Origin of the sequence: Pseudomonas onubensis, assembly GCF_965653655.1 — a bacterium.
Taxonomy (GTDB): domain Bacteria; phylum Pseudomonadota; class Gammaproteobacteria; order Pseudomonadales; family Pseudomonadaceae; genus Aquipseudomonas.
The window spans coordinates 93,027-108,466 of record NZ_CBFHAZ010000004.1; the positions used below are offsets into that span (position 1 = coordinate 93,027).

Below are 15,440 nucleotides of genomic sequence, written 5' to 3' on the forward strand. Positions count from 1 at the left end.
TCAACAGGCACAGGCATGTTTGAGCTCGATCAAGGTCACGCCGTTGCGTTTGAAACCGTTGCGCAAGTCCGTCTGCAACTCATCCAGGTTGTTGGGCTGGTTCACGGTGCAGCCGAACGCCTGGGCGAACAGCGCAAAGTCCGGGTTGCGTGGCAGCACGCCGATGGGCTCGATGTCCAGGCTGAGCATGTCGTCGCGGATCTGGCCGAGGGCGTCGTTGTTCCACAGCAGCACCACCAATGGGCTGTCCAGCTCTTCGACGGCGGTGGCCAGTTCCTGGGCGGTGTAGAGAAAGCCGCCATCGCCCACCAGCACCAGCCCCGGACGCAGCGGCGCGCCGAACTTGGCGCCAATGCCGGCAGGCAAGCCATAGCCCAAGGTGCCGTAGCCGGTGGGGTGCAGCCAACTGCGCGGGGCGCGACTGCGGTAGGCGTAGTTGCCGGTGTAGGCCAGCTGGGTCATGTCGCTGCTGATAAACGCGTTAGCAGGCAGCTCGGCCTCGATACGGTCAAGAATGGCTTGGTGAATGGACTGCAAAGGGCCGTGCCCCAGCTCGACCGCCTCAAGTAATGTCGCGACCTGTTGGCGTGCCGCACCGGCGTTGCGCGGAGCAGGCGGCAAACCTTCGAGCAAGGCCAGCAAGGTCTGTTGGGCATCGCCTTTGAGCGCCACGGCGCAAGGGTAGAAATCGTTGAACTTGCGTGGGTCGATATCGATGCGCAGCAGTTCCCCGGTGATGGGCAAGCGTTCGCGCCAGTAATCGGTATCGGCCATTTCCGTGCCGACGGCCAGCACCACATCCGCCTGGCTGATCAACTGCCAACCGGGTTCCACGCACAGGGTGGCACCGGCATTGAGCGGGTCATTGATCGCCAGCAAGCCCTTGCCGGCCACGCTGCTGAAAAACGGTGCCGCCAACAGCGTGCTCAAGCGTTGCAACGCCTCTCCCGCCGCCAGCGCGCCACCACCGGCAATGATCATGGGCCGCTGGGCCACCGCGAGCTTGGCCACGGCCTGCTCAAGCGCCTCGGCCGATGGCAGGCCGCGTCCTGGGCGGCGCACGACCTCATGGCTCCAGTCACGCTTGATCGGCGCTGCCAACACATCCAGCGGCACCGAAATATGCACCGGCCGTGGCCGCTCGCTGTCGAACACCGCATAAGCGCGGGCGATCAACTCGGGCAAATCCTCGGCACTCAAGGCTACCGCCGAAAACGCGGTAATGGGCGCTGTGATTGCGCGCTGGTCCTGGGTTTCGTGCAGGCTGCCCCAGCCTTTGCCGAGGCTGGCGGTGGGGTTGACGCTGGAGATCACCAGCATCGGGATCGAGTCGGCGTAGGCCTGGCCAATCGCGGTTGCGGCGTTGGTGACGCCAGGCCCGGTGATCACAAAACACACGCCCGGCTTGCCGCTGACCCGTGCATAGCCGTCGGCCATAAAACCGGCGCCCTGCTCGTGGCGCGTCAGCACATGGCGAATGCCGCTGCCGGGCAAGCCGCGATACAGCTCCAGGGTATGTACGCCGGGAATGCCGAACACGGTGTCGACGCCATAGTTGGCCAGCAACCGCACCAGGGCCTGGCCGCCGGTCAGGGTCTTATCTTGCATGTTCATCTCCTAGGCGAATCAATGCATCCACCGCCAGCGTGCCGTGGGCACTGACCAGCAATGGGTTCACATCCAGCTCCAGCAACTGCCCGGCGTTGGCGCAGGCGTAATCGGCCACAGCGCGAATGGCCGCCACCAGCGCATCCATATCCGCCACTTCACGGCCGCGAAAACCTTGCAGCAAGGCCGCACTGCGCAGGCTGAGCACGGCGTTGCGAATCGCCTCATCGGTGGTGGGTAGCAGCAGGCTGCGGCTGTCTTTGAGCAACTCCACGAGGATGCCACCGGCGCCAATCACCAGGGCGAGGCCGAAGTCGTTTTCACGCTTTATGCCCACGATCAACTCGGCCAAGGGCTTGGTAGCCATGGCCTCCAGCAGCAATTGATCGAAGACCACGCCCGGCGCATACGCAGCGATTTGCCCGCGCATTTGCACAATCGCGGCGGTCAGGGCGAAGCCATCCTGCAGGTTCAGCGCTACGGCCCCGGCTTCGGTTTTATGCGGCAGGTCGGCGCTGACGGCCTTGAGCACCAACGGGTAGCCCAACAGTTTGGCGTCGGCGATCGCGCGCCCTGGAGTGCTCAGCACCGCCGCAGGCGTGCTCAAGCCAAAGGCGCGCAAGGCCTGTTTGGACGCCCATTCATCCAGCGCCAGGCCATGGCCCGCAAGAGGCTGAGGGCACAGCGGGGCAAGGATCGACTCGCCCCGCTCCAGCAACACACGACGATGGTTTTGATAGTCGGCGATCCGCCCCCAGGCAGCGAGTGCATCTTCCACGCCTTGCAGCGCGGCAATGCCGTGCGCATGCAGGCGTTCGCGGGCATGGGCCGGGAGTAATTCAGGAAAGGCCGAGGTGACAAAACCGGTTTTGCCATGGCGACTGAGCGCAGCGCAAAACAGCTCCAGCAACAGGTCGCACTCCTTGCGCTCGCCGGTGAATTCAGCCGGGTAATCCAGCACCAGCATCGCCGCATCGGCGTCGGTGCGCAGGGCCGTCTCGAGCATGCGCTCGAGCGCTTCACGGTCGCCCCAGATGGCGGTGGTAAAGTCCAAAGGGTTGACCAGGTTGGCGTAGCTGGGCAGCACCTGCGCCAGCTCGGCACGCTGGCCTTGGTCGAGCTTCGGCAAAGCCAGTTGGTTGCGCTCGGCGTAGTCGGCAATCAGCCCCGCGTCGCCACCGGAACAGGCCAGTGCGATCAGGCAATTGCCGCCAGGTAGATTGCCGCAGGCCGCGGCTTTCAAGGTTTCGACAAAACTCACCGGTCCGCTCACGCGGATCACGCCCAGCCGCGCAAACAGGCTGTCGTACAGCGCATCGGAACCGGACAGCGAACTGGTGTGACTCAAGGCCAACTCGGCGCCGATCTGCGACACACCGGTTTTCAGCGCGATAATCGGGATGCCTTTTTCCAGCGCCTTGTGCGCCGCGCGGGCAAACCCCGGCACATTCTTCAAGCCTTCCAGGTGCAGGCCGATGGCGGTCACGCGCGGCTCATCGAGCAGCACGTCCATCAACTCGGCAACCCCCAACTGCGCCTGGTTGCCCACCGACGCCATATAAGCAATGGGCAGCGAGCGGTCGCTCATCGACAGGTTGTAGGCGAAGTTGCCGCTCTGGGTGAGCACCGCCACGCCCTTCTCTACCGCCTTGCCGCCGTGGGCCACCGGCCACAGCGCGGCGCTGTGCAAGTAGTCCAGCAGGCCGTAGCAGTTGGGGCCGAGCAAGGCCATGTCGCCCGCCGCTGAAATAAGCTGCTGTTGCAAGGCCGCACCATTGGCACCGGTTTCGGCAAACCCGGAGGCATAACAAATGGCGCCGCCGGTGCCGATGGCGGCGAGTTCGGCAACGCAGGCCAGGGTCAGCTCACGGTTAGTCGCGATAAACACCGCATCCGGGCCGTAAGGCAAATCGGCAACCCGATGGACACAGGGGATGCCGTCGAGGCTGTCATGCTGCGGGTTGACCAGCCACATCTGCCCGGCAAAACCGCCGTCGGCGCAGCGCTTGAGGGCACGGGCCATGCTGCGCCCGCCGACAAAAGCCAAGTGCCGGGGCGCCAGCAGGCGCTTGAGGTTGTCGCGAATAGCCTGGGACATAAGCGTTCTCCGCGCCGATCAGCGCAACAACGGCCGCAACAGTTCACGGGCAATAATGTGCCGCTGGATTTCCGAGGTGCCTTCCCAGATCCGTTCGATCCGCGCGTTACGCCAGATGCGCTCCACCGGCCCCTCGTCCATCAAGCCCATGCCACCGAAGATCTGCACGGCTTCATCGGCCACCTTGCCCAGGGTTTCACTGGCAAACAGCTTGGCCATGCCGGCCTCGCCGTCGGTCATGCTGCCCTGGTCCATCTTCCAGGCGGTGTGCAGGGTCAAAAGCTCGGCGGCGCGAATCTGCGTGGCCATGTCGGCCAGCTTGAAACTCACGCCCTGATAGGTGCCGATCGGCTGGCCGAACTGCTTTCGGTCCGCTGCCCATTGCAGCGATACATCCAGCGCACGCTGGGCCTGGCCGACACAATTGGCAGCAACCATCACCCGGCCAGCGGTGAGCCAGGCGTTGGCGACTTCCCAACCCTTACCGACTTCGCCGAGCACTTTGGAGGCGGGCACGCGGCAGTCGTCGAAGAACATTTCATAGGTGTGATAACCGCGGTTGCTCACACACTTGGGGCCACGGCGGATGGTCATTCCGGGCGTGCCGCGATCGACCAGGAATGAGGTCACCGCATTGCGCTGGCGGCCGTTGTGTTCGTAGGTGTCGGTGACGGCAAACACGATGGCAAAATCGGCGTGGCCGGCGTGGCTGATGAAGTGCTTGCTGCCGTTGATGACGAAGTCATCGCCACTGCGCACGGCGCGGGTCTTGATCGCATTGGCATCCGAGCCGGCGCCGGGTTCGGTCAGCGCAAAACAGTCGATTTTCTTGCCTTGCACGCACGGCAACAGGTAGTCCTCGACCTGCGCGCCGGTGCAGGCCATGAGGATCTTCGACGGGCGCGCGACAAACACATGCAGCGCCCACGAGACTTTGGACAGCTCACGCTCGATCAGCGCCTGGGACAGGTAATCCAGGCCACCACCGCCCACCTCTTCGGGCATGTTGAAGGCATAGAAGCCGGCCGCGACAGCCTTGTCGCGAATCTGCGCGGCAAGCTCGGGCGAGACCGCGTCGGCACGGTCCACCGCGCCCTCATGGGGCAGCAATTCCCTGGCAACAAAACTGCGTACGGCGTCCACCAACATGTCTTGTTCTTGGCTGAGTTGGAAATTCATGGCGCTACCTGTGTGGGCTTCCTGTGTGGGCTTAGCGACCGGAGAAAACCGGCAGGCGTTTTTCCATCGAGGCACGCAGCGCTTCGGCGCCGTCGTCGCTGCGCCCGCACAACAGCCCGGCGGCCAGTTCAGCCTCAAGCTGTTCAGGCAGGCTGCGCCCGGCGCCTTCGCGGATCAGGGTTTTGGTCTGGGCGAAGGCAAAGGTCGGCCCGTTGGCGAGGCGCGTGGCCAGCTCGTTTGCGTGGGCATGCAACTGTTCATCGGCGACCACTTCGCCCACCAGCCCGGCGGCCAGTGCGCGCTCGGCGCTCCACAGCTCATCGAGGAACAGCAGGCGCTTGGCTTGCTCGCTGCCGATCAAGCGCGGCAAGTGCCAACTGGCGCCAGCGTCCGGCGCATACGCCATGCTGGTGTAACCGGCCTTGAAGCGCGCCGACTGGGCGGCGATGCGCAGGTCGCAGCACAGGCTCAGGTCCATGCCGGCGCCGACGGCGGTGCCGTTGATCGCAGCAATCGTAGGTTTGTCGAGGGTGTGCAGGCGGGTCATCAGGGCGTGAGCGGTTTCGGTCCAGCCGTAGGTTTCCAGAGCGCCACGGGACTCGGCGTCGGCCCATTCAGCCAGGTCGGCACCGGCGCAGAAACTGCGGCCACTGCCGGTCAGCACCACCACGCGGACACTGGGGTCGGTGTTGAACGCGTCGAGCACGGCATGCAGGTGTTTGAGGGTCGGGATGTCGAGTGCATTGCGCTGCGGGCCACGGTTAAGCGTGATCCGGGCAACGCCAGCTTGCACCTGAGTGAGCACGGGCGAATCGGTAGTCATGGCTTCCTCGAATTATTTTAATTGGCGTGAGGGGTGCGACATGGCGAGATACTAAACGAGTGTTCAGCAAGGAAGCAATCGGCAAACTGCAAATATTTTCAGGGCGAAAAAAAACGCCCGAATAGAGCGTTCAGGCGCTGAAGGGAAGGCTCAGGCTTTGAGCTGGTAGCGCACGCGACCGCTGCCTTGCAGGCCGTCGACCCAGGCTTCGCAGATCTGGATGCCCTGCTGCGGCGTGAACGTGCCGGGGTTGAGCCCCGACTCCAGCCACAGCCCATCGAGCAGCGCGCTCAAGCCGATGGCGGCCAAATCCGCATCGAATTGCTCCCAGCCTTCCTTCCTGGCCATGTCCGCCAACGCCGAACGCATGATGGTGCGGTACTCGCCATAGGAATGCTCGTGGGCCTGGTTGATCGCCGGCGCGGTTTTGACCGCGCCCCAGAACACCAGCCAGGCGTCCAGCAGTTGCGGGTCGAGCAGTTCCGCCGAAAAAGAGCCTCGAAACAGCGCCGACAAACGCTCACGCGGCTCGGGCGACGCCTTGGCCATGGTCTCGCGCAACAGGCTCATGACTTGGGCGGTGATGGTGCGATAGGCCTCGGCCACCAGCTCATCCTTGCCCGAATAGTGATGGCTGATCAGCCCGACCGACACGCCGGCCTCGGCGCTGATCTTGCGGATCGAAGCGCCCTGGAAACCGTCACGCTTGAGGCACGTCAGCGTTGCCTGGACCAGGTTGGCCTTGCGCAATTGCGGCTCCATACGGGAGAAACGCGATTCCTGGGTCATGGGGCGGTGTCCTTCGGTTGAGTCGGCTGCACGACTCTACCTCAGTCGCGGTAACCGGGCGACACCCGATCCAGCATCCGCAGCAATGCCGCCCATGCCAGTTGCATGGCATTCACATCGGTCAACTCGCCCTCCTCCAACGCTCGGTTGGGGTTATTGAATTGCTGCTCGGTGTAAGCGCAGACCTCAGCCGGCGGCAGGATCAGCTTGCCGCAGGCCTGGGCGGCGATCTGAATATCGCAGGCCTTGTCCAGGTAATACATGCGCAGAAACGCCTCACCGACCGTCTCACCCAGCGTCAACAAACCGTGGTTGCGCAGCATCAGCACCGGCTTGTCGCCGAGGTCCTGCACCAGCCGGCGCTGCTCGCCCAGGTCCAGGGCGACGCCTTCGTAGTCGTGGTAGGCCACCTTGCCGTAGAACTCCATCGAGATCTGGTTGACCGGCAACAAACCGCACTCCAGCGCCGCCACCGCACAGCCGGCACGGGTGTGGGTATGCAGTACGCACTGGGCGTCTTCGCGAGCGCCATGGATGGCGCTGTGAATAACAAAACCGGCCGGGTTGACGGCATAAGGAGAGGGTTCGACCCCCTGCCCGTCCAGGCCGATCTTGACCAGGTTGGAGGCGCTGATTTCGTCGAACATCAGCCCATAAGGGTTGATCAGAAAGTGATGTTCCGGCCCGGGAATACGCACCGAAATATGCGTGAAGATCAGATCGCTCATGCGGTAGTGCGCGATCAATCGATAGCAGGCCGCGAGTTCTTCGCGCAGTTGCTGCTCGGTGGAGTGAGTCATTTTTATTCTCCAGGCACGGGATTGGTGAGGGCGACGCTAAGCCAGTCACCAGTAAAAAAACAAGTTGATTTTTTACTGGCGCTCGCCTCTTACTAGAAAAATAACAATAACAGCGCCTGGAGTATCCGCACCATGTCGCACCCTGCCTTTCCCCACCTGTTCGAGCCCTTGGTACTGCGCGGCAAGCGCCTGAAGAACCGCATCATGTCCAGCGGGCATGACACCTCGATGCCGACGGATAACCGTGTCAATGCGCAGTTGATCGCCTATCACCGTGCGCGCGCTGAAGGCGGTGTGGGGCTGATTGTGCTGCAGGTGGCGGGCGTACATGACAGCGCGCGGTACACCTCCCACGTGCTGATGGCCACCGACGATGCCTGCATCGACGGCTATCGCGAGCTGGCCGATATTTGCCATGCCCAGGGCACCCTGGTGCTGTCGCAAATCTTCCATCCGGGGCGCGAGATCATGGAGTCGGCAGACGGGTTGCTGGCGGTGGCTTACTCAGCGTCGGCGATGCCCAATGAGCGGTTCCGAGTAATGCCACGGGCGCTTGACCCGGCGATGATCGATGAGATCGTCAGCGGTTACGCGGCGGCGGCCAGGCGCTTGCATCAGGCGGGCATTGATGGCGTGGAAGTGGTCGCCAGCCACGGCTACCTGCCCGCGCAGTTTCTCAACCCGCGAGTTAACCGGCGCACCGATGGCTACAACGGTACGCTTGAACAACGCCTGAGATTCCTGCGGGAAATTATTGCTGCCGTGCGGGCCGCGACCGACGCCCAGTTCATCATCGGCCTGCGCATTTCTGCCGATGAGCGCGACAGTGAAGGCCTCACTGAAAGCGAATCCCTTGAGGCGGTAAAAAGCCTGCAGGCACAGTTGGACTATGTGCATATCGTCGCTGGCACTTCGGCGTCCACCGGTGGCGCGGTGCATATCGTGCCGCCCATGGCTATCGCCGCCGCGTACCTGGCCGATGCGGCCGCAACGTTCAAGGCCAGCCTGTCGATTCCATTGTTCGTCACCGGGCGGATCAACCAGCCCCAGGAGGCCGAGCTGATCCTGGCGCGCGGCCAGGCCGATGTGTGCGGCATGACCCGCGCACTGATCTGCGACCCGCTGATGCCGGCCAAGACCCTCGAAGGCCGCGCCGACGATGTGCGTGCGTGCATCGCCTGCAATCAGGCCTGTATCGGGCACTTTCACAAAGGCTTGCCGATCTCCTGCATCCAGCACCCAGAGACGGGGCGCGAGCTGCACTTCGGTAAGCTGCAACCGACGTTGAAGCGCCGCCGCATCATGGTGGTCGGCGGTGGCCCGGCCGGTATGAAAGCCGCTGCCGTGGCGGCGCAACGCGGTCACGACGTGACCCTGTTTGAAGCCGGCGCACAGCTGGGCGGGCAGGTGTTATTGGCGCAGTTGCTGCCACGGCGCAGCGAGTTCGGCGGCGCCAGCACCAACCTGCAACGGGAGATGACGCTCGCAGGCGTGCGCGTGGTGCGCAATACCCGCGTCGACCGCGCCCTGGTGGAACAACAGCAGCCTGATCACGTGATCATCGCCACCGGCGCCGAACCCTATTGGCCGGCATTCGAGCAAGGCGGCGAGCTGCAAGTAGTCGATGCCTGGCAGGTGTTGCGCAACCAGGTCACCTTGGGGCGCTCGGTGGTGGTGGTCGACTGGCGCTGCGACTGGATCGGCCCCGGCATCGCCGAGCGTCTGGTACGCGCCGGCCATCACGTACAACTGGCGGTCAATGGCACGCACTGCGGGGAAAACCTGCCGCTGTATGTGCGCGATCAACTGGCGGGCGAGCTGCACCGCCTGGGCATTCCCATCATCCCTTATGCCCGCCTCTATGGCTGCGACGACAGCACGGTTTACCTGCAACACAGCGCCAGCGGCGAACCGATGCTGCTGGAGAATATCGACAGCCTGGTGTTGTGCCAGGGCCACCAGTCGGTGGACACTCTGGGCGCGGAGCTGGCGGGGCTGGTGCCCTTTGAGCGCATCGGCGACTGCCTGGCACCGCGCACCGCCGAAGAGGCGATCTACGAAGGGCTCAAGACAGCGTGGAAACTTTGAACGACGAACCGCAGCCACTGTTCCTCGGTACGCGCATTCGCGGCCTGCGCAAGGCGCGCGGCTTGACGCTGACCGAACTGGCGCAACTGAGTGAACTGACCGCCGGCTATCTCAGCCAGTTGGAGCGCAACCTGGCGTACCCATCGATCCCGGCGCTGTTCAATATCGCCCGCAGCCTGGGCGTGACTATCCAGTGGTTTTTCGCCAGCGAGGCTGCCCCTGCCCCGGAGGATGAAGGCTATGTGGTACGCAAAAACAATCGTCAAAGCATCCGTTATGAAGATGGCATCGTCGACCAACTGCTGACGCCGTTGCCCAACCACCAACTTGAGATGCTGCACGCCTGCTTTCCACCCGGCGCCTACAGCCAGCAAAGCTATAGCCATGAAGGCGAAGAAGCAGGTTATGTGTTGAGCGGCACGTTTGAGCTGTGGGTTGGTGAGCGGCATTTCCTGCTGGCTGCAGGCGACAGCTTCAGCTTTGCCAGCAGCGAACCGCACCGGTATGGCAACCCAGGCAAGGTGAATACAGAGGTGATCTGGGTGATTACACCGCCGACATTTTAGACCGCTGGCGCAAATGCAGACGTTTCCTACGGGAACCGACGACAGTGGCGCGGCTTGCCATCAGTGGTGAGGGGCCGAACCGCTTGCTATAAAAATGGCTACTTCTTTTCGAGGTTGTCGCCATGTCTTTATTGCACTTGTTGTTTGGCAAACCCACTCAAGATGATTGGGATCGAGTCAGGGACGTCAAGTCCCGTAAAACCTGGAAGGTCGTACAGGGAGGCATTGGCTTGGACATCGATGAGGTTATCGCCTCCGAGGGTTACAAGGATGCGATGCGCCAAGTACAAAAAATGGAGTCAGACGATTCATGGGCCTGCTGATCATTGTGCCGTTACTGGTCAGCGGCTATCTGGTCTGCCTCAGACATACGTTTTTCTACTTGCGATTGCACCGGTTCCAGGGGCAGCTGCTCTACCTGCAGGTAGCAAGGCTCGGAATGGTCTGCCTGACCGTCGCTACAATCTTGAGTGCAGCCCTGCTGATGTTGTCAAAGCAAACTGTCGTTATCGCCGGGCATGAAGTCGCGGTGGACTACAGCCAATACCTGGGTGCGCTATTGGTACAGCTCGACATTGCCAATGAGAAGAACGGCACGCTTTGGGTTTTTCTGTTGCAGGCGGGCATCACCGCGTTGGTGATTCCGTTCTTTTGGGCAAAGCTTTATGTGCGCACAAAGAAGAAAATGCTCAAGCTGCAAACCGACGAGCAGCTCTATCACACACTCTCGCTGGGCGTTCTTGAGGGCACACCGTTCAGGTTTTTATTGAGGGAATCCATCGTCAAGTGCGCGCCGTGCATGTTCAGCTTGAGCGACAGGAAGGTCTATGTCGGGATTGTATTATTCGCCGGAACACCCACGGAGTCCGAAGGCGTCGATCATGGGTTCACCCTGGTGCCCATACTCAGCGGTTACCGGGACAAGGACACATTGGAAGTCACGTTCAGCACCCATTACACGACCAGGGACCAGCCCTTGCCCATCATGCTGATTCAGGAACACGTCGTATCAGCCACTCGCTTTGACTTCACCACATGGTCCCGTTCCCAGTCCCGCAGAAGCCGAAAGGCGCAGCAGGGGCAGTGCTATCACCACCGCGCTGTGCGCCCGATCAAAGCCTCACGCATCTGCGCATGAGGCCACATAACAGCGTCAATCAAACTTCCAGTTCAACCCCACACGCAGCATCTGCCCGTCGTTCTTGAACTTGGAGTCATACCCGGTGCCCGCGCCGCCGCTGCCTGGAATCACTGCCACGTTCAGCTTGTCCTGGCCCAGGTCGTAGTACAGGTACTCGGTCTTGAACGACAGGTTTTTGGTAAGCGACTGTTCGATACCCGCGCCCACCGTGTAACCCATTTTGAAGTGGCTTTGATCGCCGCTGAACTGGGTATTACCGGTGGGGCCGAACATGTCGACGCTCTGGCTGGTTTCACCGTAGGCCAGACCGGCAGTGCCGTAGATCAGGGTATGGTCGAAGGCATACCCGAAGCGCCCACGCAGGGTGCCCAGGTACTTGATCTTCGATTCGAATTTATTGTTCAGCGCCAGGTGGGTATTGAGTTGCGAGGTGCCGATATTGCGGCTGTCGTTCAGGTCGGTGTGGGAGATATCGGCCTCGACACCGGCGACCCATTGGCCGAATTGGTAGTTGTAACCAATCTGCGCACCGCCGAGCAGGCCATTGCGGTCCAGGTCAACCCGGCCAGGGCGTGCACCACCATTGATGTTGGCGATGTTGGGTGCAGCCTGGCCTTTGGTGTTGACGTCACCATCGCCACCAAAGCCGTAGCCGGCACTCAAGCCGCCGTAGACACCAGTCCAGTCAGTAGGGCCTTCGGACGAATAGGCACCTGCCGCCTGGGCAGCAGACGATGCCACGACGGTGAGTGCGGTAACTGCGAGTAAACGAGTGATCATGTAACAGCTCCTATGGTTTTTGGGGTGTTGCAGACACGGCGTTGCCGCACGCCGATAGCCATCGGCGCGAGACAAACAGGCAAATAAGGGGGTGTTACGGCCGAGCCGAATGGCTCGGGCTTAAGCTATTGGCCGATAAAACGGTAATCGGCGCTGTAAGGTTCGAGGTGTAATTGCCCGGCCTGTTCGCAGCCGCCACTGAATACACCGCCCAGGGTATGCAGACGCTCTACCGCGACCACCTGCGTCAAGTCGCCAGTGCCTTGGTGCGCCGTCACGTCGAGGCGCAGCAGTGGGATATCTTTCGCGCTGGCCCCCGGCACCTGGGCGATAACCTTGCCCATGACCGCGCTGCGGTCATTCAGTTGCCAGGTAGGCCCGGCGAAATGGCGGCCCACGGTCTTGCCGTTGATCATCAACGTCGCCAGCGGCTCGCGAAACTGCCAGGTCAACTGGCCGTTGGCGTCCTTGGCGCAGATGTAGATCTGCACGCCCGTGGCCTGTACCGTCATCAGAATGTTTGTTGCCGCCCCCGCAGCCGGTTCCGGCAAGTCCTGGGCCTGAGCGCGCTGTGCGTCGGCTGCGCAGATCACCAGCACAATCAGACCGATCACCTGCAGTAGCAGCAGCGCCAGGCGATTGCGGCGCGCCTCTGTTTCAGGGTCGGAATTACTCATTTTGCGCCTGCCGAGAGGAGAGTCGAGAAGGGTCGGGTTAATCATCAAAAAAGTCCGTCAGTGGTCGAACATGGCTGGTTATCAGCGTCTGCAGGAGGAACAACCGACCCGAAGTGTTTATTCCCGACTATTTTTCAAGTCGGGTAAAAACACGGCTTTTACCAGACTTCAACCTTGAGTTGCGCACGTTGGCTGGCCGGCATTGGCAGCGCTTTGCCGCTGTGCACCACACCATGGCGCGGTGACTCGCGCTTGAGGTTCGGCACCGGTATGCGCCCGCCGCCACGCACGGTTTGCGCACCGTTCATTTGGAACTTGCCGTAGGCAAAGTTCAGCCCCACACCGTTCTGGCGCTGGAAATAGATCCACCAGCGCCCTTCTTCGAATTTCATAAAGGCGAAGCCTCGTGGGTAGGCATCCTCACCATAATCGTCAAAGGTCATGGCCGTGGCGAAACCCAACCCGTGCCCATCAAAACGGCTGAGGTACTCCTTGTTCAAGTAGTCACTGCCGCCCTGAACGTGGAATACCCGGTAGGTGGTGTCGTCGATATGGTCGATCAGGATTGAGCAGCCACTGAAGTCCGGGGTGAACACATACCCGGTCGCGCCGGGGTTGGCCGGGATATCGCAAAAACTGCCCTGTGGCACCCAGTGCCCCATCAGGGGGCGCTCGACCTTGCCGTGTTCGCCCGGTTTGTCCAAGGTGGCCAGGCGATAACCGCCGGCCTTGTGATCGTTGACGTCGAACACGTTCAGGCCGGCAACTAATCCCGAGGGGATACGCTTGGCGGTCATGAAATTCTGTTGCAGGAAGGTCTTGGTCGACGAAAACGCGTTCATGCATTGGGTAGTCATAAAGGCTCCAGGCAGATGGAAGATGTAGACGCAATGCCAATCCCTGCTAACGCCATTCGAATCACGCGAAACCATGAGAAGAACACCCGTGCCCGCGGCTTTATTCCATGATTTCGCTTAATCGAATTCGGCGTTTTCCATGCAGATAATTGTCTTCTTCCTACGCCCATTCAGCCGTTAGCCTTCGGCCCTGCGATGCCTTGCGCATGCACGAACACCGGCTGTTACCACAGCATCGGTGCCTGACCCCAGTGCTCGACAGATGGCGCCCACGTGAAGAAACTCTCGATAGCCCTATTGCTCGCCAGCCTCTTCCAGTTACCGCTGGTATTGGCTGCGCCCACCAACATTGCCGTGATCGCCTACGCGGAAAAACCGCTGAAGCTGATTCGCGCCACCACGCTGTACACGGTGGGGCCAGGCACGCGACTGCAAGGCGGCGACATCCTGCAAACCGGCGCCGCCGGCATTCAGATCGAAGGTCTTAATGCGGCCACCCTGGCACTGGGGCCAGACACGCGCATCCTTATCGCCACCAACAGCAAGGCGGCGCAGATCAACCTGCTCAATGGCTGGCTGAAACTGCAACCGGTTGCCGGCAACAGCCACGCCAACCTTGCGGTGACCACCGGCGCCCTGGCTTTCACCTTGACCAACAGCGCCAGTGTGATTCACGTGGGCAAGCGCCAGACCGAAATCTTTGTCGAAGACGGCAGCCAAGTCGTCAGTGAAATCGATAACCACGGCAAGGCTGATCGCAACGTCACCTTGGGCCACGAAGACTTCGCCAAGCGCGAAGGCGACGCCCCACTGAAGATCGTCGCGCGCCCCGAGCAAGCATTTATCGACGCCCTGCCCCCGCAGTTTCTCGACCCGCTGGTGCCCTTGGGCAAGAAAACGCCCAAGGCCCAGGAGCCGAAAAAAGAGCGTGAGGTTAGTTACGACGACATCGCGCCCTGGGTGGTCAGCCCGCTCAACCTCAGCCAGCCGATGCTTGCCAGCCGCTTTGCCCCGCGCCTGAACGACCCTGCGTTCCTGCAGGCGGTGAAAACCAACCGTGGCGGTGTGCTGGCATGGGAACTGGAACTGCTGCGCCTGGAACGGCGCAAAAATGCGCACTGATCCTCCCCACGCTGTTGCCCGAAGGTTCTTATGAAATTGTCGCTCGCGGTTAAATTCAACGTGGTGTTTCTGGCGGTGTTTATCGTCGGTTTTATTGCCACCAGCCTGTCCACTCATTACATGCTGCAACAGAGCGCGCGCCGGGAAACCCTGGAGACCGCGCGCATGCTGATGCGCTCGGCGTCTGCGGCCAGCACCTACACTGCCGAGCAGATTGTGCCGTTGCTGGAGAACCGCCTGAAATTCCAGTTCCTGCCCCAGTCGGTGCCGGACTTCGCCGCCATTTCGCACCTGCAGGAATTGCTCAAGTCCTACCCGGACTACGCCTACAAGGAAGCCACGCTCAACCCGACCAACCCGCGCGACCTGGCCGATGACTGGGAGAAATCCCTGATCAATAACCTGCGCAGCCAACCGCAAAGTGCGGAGATGGTCGGTGAGCGCAGCGATGACAAGGGCGCATCGCTGTACATCGCACGGCCTATCCAGATCAAGGACGGTGCCTGCCTGGCGTGCCACAGCACCCCGGACGCGGCACCGAAAACCATGGTCGACATCTACGGTGCGGTAAACGGGTTTGGCTGGAAACTCAACGATACCATTGGCGCGCAGCTGGTCACGGTGCCGCTCGACCTGCCGATGCAACGCGCCAGGAGTTTACTGCACAGCTATATGCTGTCGATGCTGGGCATTTTCGCGGTGTTGTTCGTGGCCTTGAACGTGGCCGTGCACCTGTTTGTCACCCGCCGCCTGCGGCAAATGTCGGCGCTGGCCGACCGCGTCAGCCTGGGAGAAACCGATGTACCGGAGATGGACATCAGCGGCAAGGATGAACTGGCGCGCCTGGGTCAATCCTTCGGTCGCATGCGCACCAGCCTGGTCAGCGCCATGAAGATGCTTGAGGAATAGGTC

14 protein-coding genes are annotated in these 15,440 nt (G+C 61.7%); 5 read left to right on the forward strand and 9 right to left on the reverse strand.

Annotated features, from left to right (window positions below):
• From ACTD9P_RS02850 to ACTD9P_RS02875, 6 genes are all read right to left on the reverse strand, one after another.
• The gene (locus ACTD9P_RS02850; RefSeq protein ID WP_438866601.1) at positions 1 to 1,608 is read right to left on the reverse strand and encodes a 5-guanidino-2-oxopentanoate decarboxylase; all 1,608 of its coding nucleotides are present in this window, start codon (positions 1,606 to 1,608) and stop codon (positions 1 to 3) included.
• Positions 1,598 to 3,706, reverse strand: a complete 2,109-nt coding sequence (locus tag ACTD9P_RS02855; RefSeq protein ID WP_438866602.1) for an acetate--CoA ligase family protein — start codon at positions 3,704 to 3,706, stop codon at positions 1,598 to 1,600. Before ACTD9P_RS02855 ends, ACTD9P_RS02850 begins: the two co-directional genes overlap by 11 nt.
• Before the next feature lie 18 nt (positions 3,707 to 3,724).
• On the reverse strand, positions 3,725 to 4,885 hold the full coding sequence (locus tag ACTD9P_RS02860; RefSeq protein WP_438866603.1) for an acyl-CoA dehydrogenase family protein: 1,161 nt from the start codon (positions 4,883 to 4,885) through the stop codon (positions 3,725 to 3,727).
• Positions 4,886 to 4,916: 31 nt separating this feature from the next.
• Complete coding sequence (locus ACTD9P_RS02865; protein ID WP_438866604.1) at positions 4,917 to 5,708, reverse strand: enoyl-CoA hydratase/isomerase family protein; 792 nt, start codon at positions 5,706 to 5,708, stop codon at positions 4,917 to 4,919.
• 150 nt (positions 5,709 to 5,858) lie between these two features.
• The gene (betI, locus tag ACTD9P_RS02870) at positions 5,859 to 6,497 is read right to left on the reverse strand and encodes a transcriptional regulator BetI (protein ID WP_438866605.1); all 639 of its coding nucleotides are present in this window, start codon (positions 6,495 to 6,497) and stop codon (positions 5,859 to 5,861) included.
• Positions 6,498 to 6,538: 41 nt separating this feature from the next.
• On the reverse strand, positions 6,539 to 7,297 hold the full coding sequence (locus ACTD9P_RS02875) for a class II aldolase/adducin family protein (protein WP_438866606.1): 759 nt from the start codon (positions 7,295 to 7,297) through the stop codon (positions 6,539 to 6,541).
• A 132-nt stretch (positions 7,298 to 7,429) separates the two neighbouring features.
• On the opposite strand from ACTD9P_RS02875, the gene ACTD9P_RS02880 reads away from it, so the two are divergent.
• The 3 genes from ACTD9P_RS02880 (at position 7,430) to ACTD9P_RS02890 (ending at position 11,089) form a co-directional block, all read left to right on the forward strand.
• Positions 7,430 to 9,385, forward strand: a complete 1,956-nt coding sequence (locus tag ACTD9P_RS02880; protein ID WP_438866607.1) for an oxidoreductase — start codon at positions 7,430 to 7,432, stop codon at positions 9,383 to 9,385.
• Positions 9,373 to 9,951, forward strand: a complete 579-nt coding sequence (locus ACTD9P_RS02885; RefSeq protein ID WP_438866608.1) for a cupin domain-containing protein — start codon at positions 9,373 to 9,375, stop codon at positions 9,949 to 9,951. The genes ACTD9P_RS02880 and ACTD9P_RS02885 overlap by 13 nt, the downstream gene beginning before the upstream one ends.
• Positions 9,952 to 10,261: 310 nt before the next feature.
• Positions 10,262 to 11,089, forward strand: a complete 828-nt coding sequence (locus tag ACTD9P_RS02890; RefSeq protein ID WP_438866609.1) for a hypothetical protein — start codon at positions 10,262 to 10,264, stop codon at positions 11,087 to 11,089.
• A 15-nt stretch (positions 11,090 to 11,104) separates the two neighbouring features.
• Here the strand turns inward: ACTD9P_RS02890 and ACTD9P_RS02895 are convergent, their stop codons facing one another.
• The 3 genes from ACTD9P_RS02895 to ACTD9P_RS02905 all read right to left on the reverse strand — a co-directional run bounded on the left by ACTD9P_RS02895 (position 11,105) and on the right by ACTD9P_RS02905 (position 13,406).
• Positions 11,105 to 11,872 (reverse strand): outer membrane protein, encoded by a 768-nt coding sequence (locus tag ACTD9P_RS02895; RefSeq protein WP_438866610.1) that lies wholly within the window; start codon positions 11,870 to 11,872, stop codon positions 11,105 to 11,107.
• 125 nt (positions 11,873 to 11,997) lie between these two features.
• Positions 11,998 to 12,549: a DUF3455 domain-containing protein gene (locus ACTD9P_RS02900; RefSeq protein ID WP_438866611.1), complete on the reverse strand. Its 552-nt coding sequence runs from the start codon at positions 12,547 to 12,549 to the stop codon at positions 11,998 to 12,000.
• 158 nt (positions 12,550 to 12,707) lie between these two features.
• Positions 12,708 to 13,406, reverse strand: a complete 699-nt coding sequence (locus tag ACTD9P_RS02905) for a hypothetical protein (protein WP_219268396.1) — start codon at positions 13,404 to 13,406, stop codon at positions 12,708 to 12,710.
• A gap of 273 nt (positions 13,407 to 13,679) precedes the next feature.
• On the opposite strand from ACTD9P_RS02905, the gene ACTD9P_RS02910 reads away from it, so the two are divergent.
• Together ACTD9P_RS02910 and ACTD9P_RS02915 are read left to right on the forward strand one after the other, a co-directional pair.
• Positions 13,680 to 14,528, forward strand: a complete 849-nt coding sequence (locus tag ACTD9P_RS02910; RefSeq protein ID WP_438866612.1) for a FecR family protein — start codon at positions 13,680 to 13,682, stop codon at positions 14,526 to 14,528.
• A 30-nt stretch (positions 14,529 to 14,558) separates the two neighbouring features.
• Positions 14,559 to 15,437 (forward strand): Tll0287-like and HAMP domain-containing protein, encoded by an 879-nt coding sequence (locus tag ACTD9P_RS02915; protein ID WP_438866613.1) that lies wholly within the window; start codon positions 14,559 to 14,561, stop codon positions 15,435 to 15,437.
• Positions 15,438 to 15,440: the final 3 nt, after the last annotated feature.

What these genes read in the sequence shown, in the direction of transcription:
- ACTD9P_RS02850 (WP_438866601.1), bottom strand. Translation starts at nt 1,608, where the DNA reads ATGCAAGATAAGACCCTGACCGGCGGCCAGGCCCTGGTGCGGTTGCTG.
- ACTD9P_RS02855 (WP_438866602.1), bottom strand. Translation starts at nt 3,706, where the DNA reads ATGTCCCAGGCTATTCGCGACAACCTCAAGCGCCTGCTGGCGCCCCGG.
- ACTD9P_RS02860 (WP_438866603.1), bottom strand. Translation starts at nt 4,885, where the DNA reads ATGAATTTCCAACTCAGCCAAGAACAAGACATGTTGGTGGACGCCGTA.
- ACTD9P_RS02865 (WP_438866604.1), bottom strand. Translation starts at nt 5,708, where the DNA reads ATGACTACCGATTCGCCCGTGCTCACTCAGGTGCAAGCTGGCGTTGCC.
- betI (WP_438866605.1), bottom strand. Translation starts at nt 6,497, where the DNA reads ATGACCCAGGAATCGCGTTTCTCCCGTATGGAGCCGCAATTGCGCAAG.
- ACTD9P_RS02875 (WP_438866606.1), bottom strand. Translation starts at nt 7,297, where the DNA reads ATGACTCACTCCACCGAGCAGCAACTGCGCGAAGAACTCGCGGCCTGC.
- ACTD9P_RS02880 (WP_438866607.1), top strand. Translation starts at nt 7,430, where the DNA reads ATGTCGCACCCTGCCTTTCCCCACCTGTTCGAGCCCTTGGTACTGCGC.
- ACTD9P_RS02890 (WP_438866609.1), top strand. Translation starts at nt 10,262, where the DNA reads ATGGGCCTGCTGATCATTGTGCCGTTACTGGTCAGCGGCTATCTGGTC.
- ACTD9P_RS02895 (WP_438866610.1), bottom strand. Translation starts at nt 11,872, where the DNA reads ATGATCACTCGTTTACTCGCAGTTACCGCACTCACCGTCGTGGCATCG.
- ACTD9P_RS02900 (WP_438866611.1), bottom strand. Translation starts at nt 12,549, where the DNA reads ATGAGTAATTCCGACCCTGAAACAGAGGCGCGCCGCAATCGCCTGGCG.
- ACTD9P_RS02905 (WP_219268396.1), bottom strand. Translation starts at nt 13,406, where the DNA reads ATGACTACCCAATGCATGAACGCGTTTTCGTCGACCAAGACCTTCCTG.
- ACTD9P_RS02915 (WP_438866613.1), top strand. Translation starts at nt 14,559, where the DNA reads ATGAAATTGTCGCTCGCGGTTAAATTCAACGTGGTGTTTCTGGCGGTG.